Origin of the sequence: Duganella fentianensis, assembly GCF_009857835.1 — a bacterium.
Lineage (GTDB): Bacteria > Pseudomonadota > Gammaproteobacteria > Burkholderiales > Burkholderiaceae_D > Rugamonas > Rugamonas fentianensis.
Genome location: NZ_WWCL01000001.1, coordinates 1,156,234 through 1,167,663, shown reverse-complemented (window position 1 = coordinate 1,167,663; position 11,430 = coordinate 1,156,234). Strand labels below are relative to the sequence as shown.

Here is an 11,430-nt window from a genome sequence, read left to right as displayed (position 1 = left end):
TTTGCTGTCCCCTTGTGTGATTTAGTTGTGCGCGCCGTGCAGAAAAGCGCTGTACCAGTGGCCGCTATGCTTGAGCGTGCGCTCTTGCGTGGCGTAGTCGATATAGGTCAGGCCGAAGCGCCGCAGATAGCCTTCTGCCCATTCAAAATTATCCAGCAGGCTCCATGCAAAATAGCCGCGGATATTAGCACCTGATGCAATGGCAGTACGCATGGCCGCCAGATGGCGGATCAGATAATCGCGCCGCTGCAGGTCGTTGATGCTGCCGTCGGCTTCGACCCGGTCTTCATAGGTCGAACCGTTTTCCGTGATGTAGAGCGGGCCTGCAGGATAGTCGCGCGCTATGCGCGCCAGCAGCTCCACCATGCCTTGCGGCGCCACTTCCCAGCCGAAGGCCGTACGTTCGCGCCCTTGCGGATGGACGATGGCGCTGCGCAGCGGATACTGTTCCGGCGCATCGCGTACCACTTCGGGGAAGTAGTAGTTCACGCCGAGGAAATCCAGCGGCGCGGCAATGGCTTCCATGTCGCCCGCCTCGATGTGCGGCGCATCGTCCCCCACCAGTTCCAGCACCTGCGCCGGATAGCCACGGCCATACAGGGGATCGAGGAACCAGCGGTTGCGCAGCCCGTCGTGGCGCTGCACGGCAGCCTGATCTTCCGCGCTGCTGCTGGCAGCATGGACCGGGTGCAGGCTCAGAGCAATGCCCACCTGCGCATCCGGCACGTTGGCGCGGATCAGCGCCACGGCGCGGCCATGCGACACCATCACGTGATGGCACACCTGCAGGGCCAGCGGCAGGCTGCGGTGGCCCGGCGCATGCATGCCGTCCCAGTTGCCGTGCATGGCGGTGCACCACGGTTCGTTGTGGGTAATCCAGTGGCGCACACGGTTGCCCAGATGGCGCGTCACCACATCCACATACTGCAGGAATGCGTCTATCGTGGCGCGGCTGGCCCAGCCGCCCTGATCCTGCAGCGTCTGCGGCAGATCCCAGTGGTACAGCGTGCACCACGGCTGCAGGCCACGCGCCAGCATGCCATCCACCAGCTTCGAATAGAACTCCAGCCCCTTGGCGTTGGGCGTGGCATCGCGGCCGTTGAAAATACGCGGCCATGCAATCGAAAAGCGGTAGGCCGTCAGGCCCATGGACTGCGCCAGATCCAGATCCTGCTCCCAGCGATGATAATGATCGCAGGCCACCGCACCTGTGCTGCCATCGCGCACCTTGCCCGGCGTGGCACTGAAGGTATCCCAGATCGACGGCACGCGGCCATCCAGCGTGGCAGCGCCTTCGATCTGGTAGGACGAAGTGGAGACGCCCCAGACGAAATCGTCGGCAAAGTCGGCGCGCCGGATCGCCATGGGCAGGTCTTTAAATATCGGTGTCTTCATTTTTTCTTGTTGAACGGTGTGGGCGGTACGGGAGCATTCATCCATTGCTGCGCACCGGCGATGACTTCATACGGTACGCTGCCAAACTGGCGGAACAGGTTTTCGATCTCGGCCAGCGTGGCCGTATTGAAATCGATGGATGGAATTTTCGCGCTGCGGGCGTTAGTCACCAGTCCCCAGCTGCCGTTGCCCTGCCCGCCCTGATTGCTGACGACTTTGTAGGCCCACGCCGTGGCGGCCCAGCCTTGTGCCGTGTAAGTGTCGTAGCTGACGCGCATGATCTGGCCGCCCAGCTCCGGCCCCATGAAGGCCCATGGCTGGAACTCGCCCACGAAGAAAGCCGCATCGCGTTCGGCCAGCTTGCGCTGCCACTCGCACATGCCGCTGTTGCCGTCGCTGCCGCATTCCAGCCAGTCGCGGTGTACCTGCAAGCCCGGCTTGCCCCAGCCGAAGTGGCCGGGATAGGGATGCATTTCAATGGCCACATTTTGCTGGCCATGTTCGGCCGGTTTGCCGTAGGCGTCAAAGCCGAGGTTATGGCCGGGCAGGATGATCACGTGGTTGGGATCCACCGCGCGGATGGCCTGATACAGCGTGTCCATCACGGTGGCCAGATGTTCCGGCGTGGTGCCCCAGGGTTCGTTAAGGATGCTGTAGCCGGCTACGGCAGCGCGGTCCTTGTAGCGCGCGGCGATCTGCTGCCACAGCCAGATGGTGCGCTGCTGGTATTCGGGTGTGCTCCAGTAGAGATTTTTTCCTGCGCAGCCGCTGTGATGTTCCCAGCCCTGGCTGCCGACGGCGCCATGCAGATCCAGCACCACATAGATGCCGCGCTGCTCGGCCTCGTTGATGGCCTGATCCAGATAGTGCCACGCGTCCGCGCGCAACTGGTAAGGCTGCCTTTCATCTTCCACCACGCTGTAGATGAACGGCAGGCGCACCAGATTGAGCTTCAGTTGCGGCAGCAGATCCCAGTCGCGCTCCGTGATCCAGTGGTCGCGGAACAGGCGGTACAGGCGTTCGCGCTCGGCGTAGCCGAAGCGGCGATCCACCACGGCCTCCAGCTTGCACTGGTCATCGATGCCGGCGCTGCCCTGCCCCATCATCCAGAATTCCTGCATCAGGTAGTTGCCGAAGTTAATGCCGCGCAGCGCCACCGGCTGGCCAGCGGCATCGAGCCAGCGCCCGCCCTGCGTATGCAGCATGGACAGCGGCTGGGCCCATGTAGGTGCCGCCGGCAGCAGTGCCGCCAGCAGGCTGACGGCGCACAGCAAACGCTTGGTAAACATGGCCACTCCCAAATTTGGAACCGTTTCCAATAGCACTGCAAAAAAAGGGCAAACCAGCCTGCCCTTCCCCCTGTCTATTACTTCCCCGCCGCAGCCAGCGAAGCCCGCTCGGCTACATGCACGCGGTACTGCCGTTCCACCGGCCGCTGCATATCATAGCAGCGGTTGAGCAGAAAATTCAGTCCGTTCAGCGTCATTTCGCTCCACGGTATGTGCACGCTGGTCAGGCGCGGCGCAGTGAATTCCGCGCTATGCGTATCATCGTAACCAAGCACCGACACCTGCTGCGGCACGGCCACGCCAGCCTGCTGGAAGCAGGACAGCGCACCTACCGCCATTTCATCGTTGGCGCAGAACAGCGCGGTAAATTCATAGCCCGACTTGAGCAGGCGCTCGGCACAGGCCCAGCCGCCTTCCGGCGAAAACTCGCCGTCTTCCATCCACACGGAAGCGGGAGCGATGCCTGCCGCTTCCAGCTCCGCCATGAAGCCGGCGATGCGCGCCTGATTGTCGGGGGCGCTGGCACGGCCGGCGATCACGGCAATCTTGCGGTGCTGCTGCGCCAGCAGCGTCTGCGCGGCCAGCCGGCCACCGGCTTCATGATCGACCGTGAAGCACTGTTCGGCGATGCTGGCGAATTCGTGGTTGATCACCACCACGCGCGCCTGAAACGGCCCCAGTGCCGCAAAGTCTTCCTCTTCGAGCGAGTTGGTCATCACGATCAGACCATCGCTACCGCGTTCGATCAGGAAGTTCATCCCTTCGATGGCCTGCTGGCGCGCATCGCCTTCGCCCACCCCGAACGCCACCACCATATTCAGCCCGGCCGCGCGCAGCGCCGTGTAAATGGACTGCAGGATGGGCGTGTAGAAGGTCCCGCTCAGATACGGAATGTACACGCCTATCATCTGCGAATTACCGGACAGCAGAGTACGCGCTGCATGCGAGGGACGGAAATCCAGCTCCTCTATGGCCTTGCGTACTTTTTCCAGCGTGGCCGGCGACACCGAGCCTTTACCGCTGATCACCCGCGACGCCGTGCCCAGCCCTACTCCCGCCAGGCGGGCTACGTCTTTAATGGTTGCCACGAGTTCCCCTGTCCGTTCAGTCTATGCGGCGGCAAGCATACCGCATGGCCTGCCGCCATGACAAGCTGTCATGATCGGCCCTACCCACCTAGTCCTGCAGCAGCGCCGCAGCGATGCTCTTCTGGGCTTTTTCCACCGGCATGCGGGTATTCCAGAACGCCGTCAGCACGTCCTGCAAGGCGCCATTCTGGTCGGGCGTGATGTACACCTCTATCATGCCGACCTGACGCGACTTGTCCTTCATGGCAGCCATGCCGGCCTGGGCACACGCATCCATGGTCGACACATCGATATCGCTGCGCACCGGCAGCGAGCCTTTCAGCTTGCTGAATTCCAGCTGGGCGGCCGGCGCCATCAGCGTGGTGGCCAGCAGCTTCTGTGCTTTCACGGCATCGGCATTGGCCGTTTTCGGGAACACGAAAGCATCGCCCTGTATCAGATACGGCACTTGCGGGCCCAGACCGGCAATGCAGCCGAAGTCCTTGCCGGCGCTCTGGCGCGCTGCCGAGAATTCGCCCTTGGCCCAGTCACCCATGATCTGCACCCCGGCTTTACCGCTGATTAGCATGGCCGTGGCATCGTTCCAGTTACGGTTAGGCGAACCGGCATCGACATAGCTTTGCAGACGCTTGAACGCCACCAGCACCTGCTTGAAGGCTTCCGAATTCAGCGCTTTCGGATTACGGTCGCGCAGCACCTGCAGATACAGCTCCTTGCCGCCCACATTGGCCAGCATGGCCTGGAACAGGATGTTCTCCTGCCAGGCCTGACCGCCATGGGCCAGACCGATCAGCCCTGCGGCCTTGAGTTTATCCAGTGCGGCAAACAGTTCGTCCGGCGTGGCCGGCTCCTTGGTGATGCCGGCTTTCTTGAACGCGGCCTTGGAATACCAGATCCAGGTCGACATATGGATGTTGACGGGCAGCGCGTAGTAATGGCCCTTCACCTTGATCACATCGAGCATGGGGCCGGGCAGTAGCTGGTCCCACTTGTCGCGCAGGGCCACATCGTCGACATTGTTGAGCGAGCCCTGATCGATCAGATCACGGAACTGTTTGGTGGTGTTGAATTGCGCCGCAGTGGGCGGATTGCCGCCGACGATGCGGTTGATCGCCACGGCCTTGGCCTGATCGGCACCGGCAATCGCAGTATCGACCCACACGCCACCGGCAGCGCGGTAGGCATCGGCAAATTTGCGCACGGCGGCAGACTCGCTGCTCGAGGTCCACCAGTGCATTACTTCGGCTTTCGGCCCGGCCGCTTGCGCGCCTGCAGCCAGCATCCACGCGGCCAGCGCCGCAACAGCCATGCCGCCCTTACGGTATTGGGTCATCCGGTCTCCTTGCATGCCGATCGGCGGCAGCATTGCTCATTCGGGATAAAACGCGATACTACGATGCCTGCCCTGTTCATGCAAAAAAAACCGGCGCCGTCCACAGCGCCGGTAACTTCGTGCGAAGAGACTAGGGGGTACATCGAACGGAATTGGAAACGTTACCAATTCATGCCGCCGACTATAGCACCGCTAGAATTTGAGTGTCAACCGGAATTCAGGAATTCGCGCGCGCCCGCCGCAAGCGGCCGGCTGGCGCGCTACGGGGCGGGTCAGTCGCCTTCGCGCACGAATACGCGCAGACGGTGGCCATCGCGGTCCAGCGCCACGAAGGTGTAACCGAAGTCCAGCGCCACCGGACGCTGGGCGATGGCTACGCCCTGCTCGGCCCACTGGCCATGCAGGCGATCGACGGCGGCGCGGTCGGCCACGTGGATGCACAGCTCGCCACCACCACCGGCGCCCAGCGCCACGGGCTGGACGGAAGAACGGGCCCACAGGCCGAACTTCAGGCCGTTCTCCAGCATGAACAGGGAGAACGTGGGGGCCGTATCGACCGGCTGCTGGCCCAGCAGGCCGGCATAGAAGGCGGCGCTGGCAATCGGATCTTCCACATACAACAGAGCATAATCAGGGCTAAACATTTTCTTACTCCTAGAGATGCACACCACCGCGGTGTCGCTTGTGCATATGGTAAGAAAATGCTCTGACAGTTTTTGTCAGGAGCGTGCGCTGCCGGGAACAGAAAAAAACAAAGGCGGCCATCCTGGCCGCCTTGCTGGTCCGGAACATTGTCCGGTTCAAACTGCTGCTGGCAGATTAGTCCAGTTTCCAGACGTATTCCAGCGTCTGCCACTGATCGCCACCTGGCGAAACGAATTTGCACTTGGTGATACTTTTCTCAGCGGCTTTGTCCAGATTTTTGAAGCCGCTCGATTTATTCACTTTCGATTCCAGCACTTTGCCTTCGGCGGACAGTTTCAGGCCCAGAACCACGGTGCCTTTTTCTTCATTCATCAGCGAGGCTTTCGGATACTCGATCGAGCATGGGACCTTAGGATCCAGAGTAGCCATTTTGTCGGCGGCAAACGCGGGCAGCGTAACCGACAGCAGACTGATTGCAGCAATGGCGAAACGTTTCATGAGGCTTCCTTTTTGTGAAATGAATAGAATGAAATCTAGCAGTAACAGCCACGGGATCCCCGCTGCTGTAACGATTTGATCGTACGCTTGCGATTGCGCAAAGTCGATATTGACATGTAACACTGTTGCTTTCATGCAAAAAATTAATGAGAATCAACAGTAACATTGTCAGAAAGATCTGTTTTCGATCAAGAAAACTCAGCGCTTTTCTTGATTTATGTCAATGCGCCGGACTGCCTATCGCTTATATGATCGCGCCACTATGCAATCTACGCTTCCTGTCAGCCAACATTCCCTGTTCGACGACGCCCAGGCGCTCGTCACCGGCACCCTGCTCATTTCGCTAGGCGTGAACCTGCTCGGCACGGCCAACCTGATTACCGGTGGCACGGTGGGCATCGCCATACTGCTCAAATACTTCACGGGTGTTTCCTTCGGTAAGCTGTTCTTTCTGGTGAACCTGCCGTTCTACATCCTCGCCTACAAAAAAATGGGGCGGGTATTTACGCTCAAGACCTTCCTCTCGGTGGGACTGCTCAGCGCATGGTCGGAACTGCTGCCGCTGGTGTTCAAGATCGGCGATGTGAACCCGTTCTATTCGGCCGTGATGGGTGGTCTGCTGGCCGGCGTAGGTCTGCTGATCCTGTTCCGCCACCGCGCCAGTCTGGGCGGCGTGAACGTACTGGTGCTATTCCTGCAGGAACGCCTGGGCTGGCGCGCCGGCTATATGCAGCTGACCATCGATGGCGCCATCGTACTGATGTCGCTGGCCATCGTTCCTATCGACCGCATCGCCATCTCCCTGCTGGGCGCCGCCGTGCTGAACCTCACGCTGGCGATCAACCACGTGCCGGGCCGCTACGGCGCGGCCTGAGCAGCGCCGGCAGCCGGTAGCAGCACCAGCAGCATGCCCAGCACGGCCAGCGCCATGCCGGCCAGGGTTGTGCCGCTCAGGCTGCTACCGAACAGCAGCCAGCCCAGCAGCGCCGTCACCACCGGCACCAGATAGAAATAGGTCGCAACCCGCGTCGCTTCGCCCCGTTTGATCAGATAGATCAGCAACAGCACGGCAGTCACCGAAACTCCCAGCACCATCCAGAGCAGGCCAAACACAAAAGTGCCCTGCCACTGCACAGGCGCGGAATGGTCGAACAGACAGACCAGTCCCATCACCACGCTGACGGCCACATACTGGAAAAACGTGCTGGCAAAGACATGGCCATCGGCCGGCAGCTGCTTCTGGTACAGGGTTCCCGTGGTCACGGCCAGCAAGGCGATGCAGGCCGCCATGATGGCCCAGCCATCGAGCCCGCCCGGTTGCAAGCCCGGCGCCAGCACCAGATACACGCCACCAAAACCCACGGCGATACCCAGCCACGCCCGCCAGCCCAGCCGCTGCCGCTGTGCCGTGCTCACATACAGCGCCGTCAGCACCGGCTGCAGGCCCGTAATCAGAGCCGTCACGGCAGCAGGCAGGCCACGGCTCATGGCATAGAAACAGCCGCCCAGAAACAGGGTCTGCATCAGCAAGCCGGTCAGCAAAGCCTGGCGCATGCCGCGCGGCGTGGGAAAGCGCACACGGCAGACCAGCGCCAGCGCCAGAAACACCAGCGCCGACAGGCCACCACGCCACAGCAGCAGCTTGAAGGGCGGCGCATACTGCACGCAGGCTTTGACGGCCACATAGCCCGTGCTCCACAGGAACACGAATAGCCATGGCACGCTGCGCTCTATCAGTGGCGATGGGTGGGACGCTGTAGCCATAAAAATCCTGCAAATCAAATGGATGGCAGACGGCTGCCATCAACAGAGTACAGCTTAGCGTAGCGCGAACCAGCAAAAAAGTGAATAATTAAGCATAAACCATTCACAAATTGAGAATATGAAACTCTCGGAACTGGAAATCTTTCAGGCGGTCGCAGAATGTGGCAGCGTTGCTGCCGCCGCCCAGCGCCTGCATCGCGTGCCTTCGAATGTCACCACCCGTCTGCGCCAGCTGGAAGAGACGCTAGGCGTGCAGCTATTCATCCGCAGCAACCAGCGCCTGCAACTGGCACCCGCTGGTCACAGCCTGCTGGAGTACAGCCGCCGGATACTGGCGCTCGTGGCCGAAGCGCGCCAAGCCGTCAGTGGCGGCGCCGCACTGGGCACGCTGACGCTGGGTTCGATGGAAAGTACCGCTGCCGTACGCATCCCGCCCCTGTTGGCCGCCTTCCATCAGCGCTACCCGCACATCCAGCTCGAACTCAACACGGGGGCTTCGGGGCTGATGCTGGAGCAGGTGCTGTCCGGCCACTGCACGGCCGCTTTCGTCCATGCTCCGCTGCTGCATCCGGCACTGGAGGGGCGCGCCGTGTATCGGGAAGAAATGCTGATCATTGCACCGCGCTCGCAGCCGGCCTTCAGCCGCGCCAGCGAGCTGGCCGGCCGCAATCTGTATGCCTTCCGCAGCCATTGCAGCTACCGCAGGCATTTCGAGGAATGGTTCCGCGCCGGACTGGCCATGCCGGGCAAGATCTACGAAATGGAGTCCTACCACAGCATGCTGGCCTGCGTGATCGCAGGCGGCGGGCTGGCCATGATGCCGCGCAAAATGCTGGAGAGTATGCCCGGCCACGATCAGGTCAGCGTCTGGCCCGTGGCCGAACCATGGCGCTGGCTAGACACCTGGCTGGTATGGCGGCGCGACGCCGTCACGCCGCAGTTGCAAGCCCTGCTGGAGCTACTACCCGAACTAACAGATTCCAGCAATTTCTGAGGCATTGTTACGGTACTCAGACTGGAAAAGAAAAAGGCCAATCCGAAGATTGGCCTTTTTCTTTGATTCTTCTGGTCGGGGCGAGAAGATTCGAACTTCCGACCCCTTGCACCCCATGCAAGTACGCTACCAGGCTGCGCTACGCCCCGACTAGAATTAAATTATAACAGCCACTTTAAGCATTTGTCATGTTTGCTTTCAAACGGCCAACGTGGCTTGCATCCGGGACAGCTTTAACTAAGCAGCAAAGCCCGCATCGCGCAGCGGAATCCCTCCACCAGCGCCTCGCGGTTCATGTCCGGCCGGTGGATGCCGCGCACGGGCAGGCCGTGGAAAAACGTCACCAGCGTATTCAGCCTGCCATCGAGCAGGGTATCGTCCACCGGCAGCTGGCGCTGCTCGCGGCCACGCCGGACCAGTTCACGTAACTGGCTATGGGCGCGTTCATCGACTTCCTTGAGCTTGGCCGCAATCACGGGATTGCGCGAAGCTTCCGAATACATCTCCAGCGGCATATGCCACGGCTGCGGATCGAGCGACTCGGCCACGTGCATGGGCGCGTCTTCCAGCATGGCTTCCAGCGGATCGTCGCGGCTATCGAGGTCGCGCAGCAAACCGGCCACATGTTCCGCTTCGCGCTCCACAAACGCCAGTATGATGGCGTCCTTGCTGTCGAAGTAGTTGTAGATATGGCCTGCACTCATGCCGGCCTGCTTGGATATCTCCGCCATGCTGGCGCCATGGAAGCCGCTGCGGGCAAAGCACAGCGCCGCTGCTTCCAGCACCTGATTACGCCGCTGCTGGGCGCGCTCGGGATCGGTACGGCGTTTTACGGGAGCTGTGCTCATGCTGGTTCCTAGTCTATGGTCTGGCGAGTGGCGAAGGTGAGGCGGTACTGTGGCGAAGCATACGGCATTTGTCAATTTGGCGGGCTGGCAGTGCGACGGCCAAACAACACCGTCTGCCCTGCCCGACCGCACTGCGCATTAGCTGCGCGGGCTGGCGCTCTCCGGCTGCCAGCCGCCACCGAGCACCTTGTACAGCGCCACCGCATTGCTGGACTGTTCCAGCTGCGCGCTGATCAGCCCCTGCTGCGCCACGTACAGCGCACGCTGCGCTACCAGCGCAGCCAGATGCGATTCGCTGCCCTGACGGTAGCGCGCATCGTGGATGCGGTAGCTCTTGTCGGCCGCCGACACCAGCGCAGTCTGCGCATCGACGCGCTGCACCAGCGTCCCGCGCTGGGCCAGCGCATCGGACACTTCGCGCAAGGCCGACTGGATGGCCTTTTCGTACTGGGCCAGCGAGATATCGCGGTTGGCTTTGGCGATGTTCAGATTCGCACGGTTCACCCCCCCGTCAAAAATCGGCAGATTAATCTGGGGGATAAAGCTCCACGTCGACGAACCGGCTTTGAACAGGCCATTCAGGCTGCTGCTGGCGCTACCGCCACTGGCCGTCAGCGAAATGCTGGGCAAAAAGGCCGCGCGGGCCACACCGATATTCGCATTTGCTGCCCGCAGTGCGCGCTCGGCTTCCTGTACATCGGGGCGGCTGGTCAGCACGTCCGACGGCAGGCCGGCGGGGATGGCTGCCAGCGTGGAATTCAGCTGCAGCGCAGCAGCGGGCAGCAGGGCCGCTGGCACTTCGGCGCCCACCAGCAGACGCAGAGCATTCACATCGAGCGCCACCTGTGCCGTGTACAGCGCCACGTCGCTACGGGCCGCTTCTACACTGCTCTGCGCTTCATACAGATCGACGCCGGAACTGATGCCGCCGGCCTGACGCTTCTGTATCAGCTGATAGGAAGCCAGCTGGCTTTGCAGCGTGTCGTTCGCCAGCTTCAGACGCTGCTGATCGGCACCCAGCGTCAGGTAGGCATTCGCCACTTCGGCCACCAGCGTAATCTGCTGGGCGCGGCGCGCTTCTTCGGTCGCCAGATAGCTTTGCAGCCCCGCTTCCGACAGATTGCGCAGCTTGCCGAAGAAGTCCAGTTCATACGCTGCCATACTCAGGCCGCCGCTGTACTGGCGGTTGACCTGCGCCGCACCGGTGGCGCTCATGGTCGCCGGCGTACGGCTGGCCGTCTGGCCCACACTGGCCGACAGCTTGGGCAGCAGCGCCGCACTGTCGATGCTGTACTGGGCCTTGGCCTTGTCGATATTCAGCGCCGACACGCGCAGATCACGGTTATTCGCCAGTGCCAGTGCAATCACTTCGCGCAGGCTGGCATCGGCAAAATAGTCGCGCCACAGAATTTCCGATGCCGGCTGGGCATCGCTGGCAGCCTGCGGCAGCGCCTTGTAGGCCTCGCCCTGCGGCCATGCCGCATGCACGCCGCTGCTGGCCTGCGGCAGTACCGGGGCCAGACTGCAACCAGCCAGCAGCGCCAGCGCGGCCAGAGAGATCAGAGTTTTTTGCATG

11 protein-coding genes and 1 tRNA gene are annotated in these 11,430 nt (G+C 61.7%); 2 read left to right on the top strand and 10 right to left on the bottom strand.

Annotated features, from left to right (window positions below):
- Positions 1-21: 21 nt before the first annotated feature.
- The 6 genes from GTP23_RS05060 to GTP23_RS05035 all read right to left on the bottom strand — a co-directional run bounded on the left by GTP23_RS05060 (position 22) and on the right by GTP23_RS05035 (position 6,248).
- Positions 22-1,395 (bottom strand): GH1 family beta-glucosidase, encoded by a 1,374-nt coding sequence (locus GTP23_RS05060; RefSeq protein WP_161034123.1) that lies wholly within the window; start codon positions 1,393-1,395, stop codon positions 22-24.
- A complete protein-coding gene (locus tag GTP23_RS05055; RefSeq protein WP_161034122.1) occupies positions 1,392-2,684 on the bottom strand; it encodes a glycoside hydrolase family 5 protein in 1,293 nt (430 codons plus the stop codon). Before GTP23_RS05055 ends, GTP23_RS05060 begins: the two co-directional genes overlap by 4 nt.
- Positions 2,685-2,761: 77 nt before the next feature.
- On the bottom strand, positions 2,762-3,772 hold the full coding sequence (locus GTP23_RS05050; RefSeq protein WP_161034121.1) for a LacI family DNA-binding transcriptional regulator: 1,011 nt from the start codon (positions 3,770-3,772) through the stop codon (positions 2,762-2,764).
- 88 nt (positions 3,773-3,860) lie between these two features.
- Positions 3,861-5,105, bottom strand: coding sequence for an ABC transporter substrate-binding protein (locus tag GTP23_RS05045; RefSeq protein WP_161034120.1), 1,245 nt, complete (start codon positions 5,103-5,105; stop codon positions 3,861-3,863).
- A 272-nt stretch (positions 5,106-5,377) separates the two neighbouring features.
- Positions 5,378-5,749 carry a VOC family protein gene (locus GTP23_RS05040; RefSeq protein ID WP_161034119.1) on the bottom strand — a complete coding sequence of 124 codons (372 nt, stop codon included), beginning with the start codon at positions 5,747-5,749 and terminating at the stop codon, positions 5,378-5,380.
- A gap of 175 nt (positions 5,750-5,924) precedes the next feature.
- Positions 5,925-6,248, bottom strand: a complete 324-nt coding sequence (locus GTP23_RS05035; protein ID WP_161034118.1) for an energy transducer TonB — start codon at positions 6,246-6,248, stop codon at positions 5,925-5,927.
- A gap of 262 nt (positions 6,249-6,510) precedes the next feature.
- Between GTP23_RS05035 and GTP23_RS05030 the strand changes: the two genes are divergently transcribed.
- Positions 6,511-7,122, top strand: coding sequence for a YitT family protein (locus tag GTP23_RS05030; protein WP_161034117.1), 612 nt, complete (start codon positions 6,511-6,513; stop codon positions 7,120-7,122).
- On the opposite strand, the gene GTP23_RS05025 is transcribed toward GTP23_RS05030, so the two are convergent.
- Positions 7,107-8,012 carry a DMT family transporter gene (locus GTP23_RS05025; protein ID WP_161034116.1) on the bottom strand — a complete coding sequence of 302 codons (906 nt, stop codon included), beginning with the start codon at positions 8,010-8,012 and terminating at the stop codon, positions 7,107-7,109. The genes GTP23_RS05030 and GTP23_RS05025 overlap by 16 nt on opposite strands.
- A 118-nt stretch (positions 8,013-8,130) precedes the next feature.
- Between GTP23_RS05025 and ptrR the strand changes: the two genes are divergently transcribed.
- Positions 8,131-9,006, top strand: a complete 876-nt coding sequence (ptrR, locus tag GTP23_RS05020; protein ID WP_161034115.1) for a putrescine utilization regulator PtrR — start codon at positions 8,131-8,133, stop codon at positions 9,004-9,006.
- 72 nt (positions 9,007-9,078) lie between these two features.
- Here ptrR and GTP23_RS05015 read toward each other — a convergent pair.
- The 3 genes from GTP23_RS05015 to GTP23_RS05005 all read right to left on the bottom strand — a co-directional run bounded on the left by GTP23_RS05015 (position 9,079) and on the right by GTP23_RS05005 (position 11,429).
- Positions 9,079-9,155 (bottom strand) — tRNA-Pro (locus GTP23_RS05015).
- A gap of 84 nt (positions 9,156-9,239) precedes the next feature.
- The gene (locus tag GTP23_RS05010) at positions 9,240-9,854 is read right to left on the bottom strand and encodes a TetR/AcrR family transcriptional regulator (protein WP_161034114.1); all 615 of its coding nucleotides are present in this window, start codon (positions 9,852-9,854) and stop codon (positions 9,240-9,242) included.
- Between the two features lie 138 nt (positions 9,855-9,992).
- Positions 9,993-11,429 (bottom strand): efflux transporter outer membrane subunit, encoded by a 1,437-nt coding sequence (locus GTP23_RS05005; protein WP_161034113.1) that lies wholly within the window; start codon positions 11,427-11,429, stop codon positions 9,993-9,995.
- Between the last annotated feature and the right edge of the window lies 1 nt (position 11,430).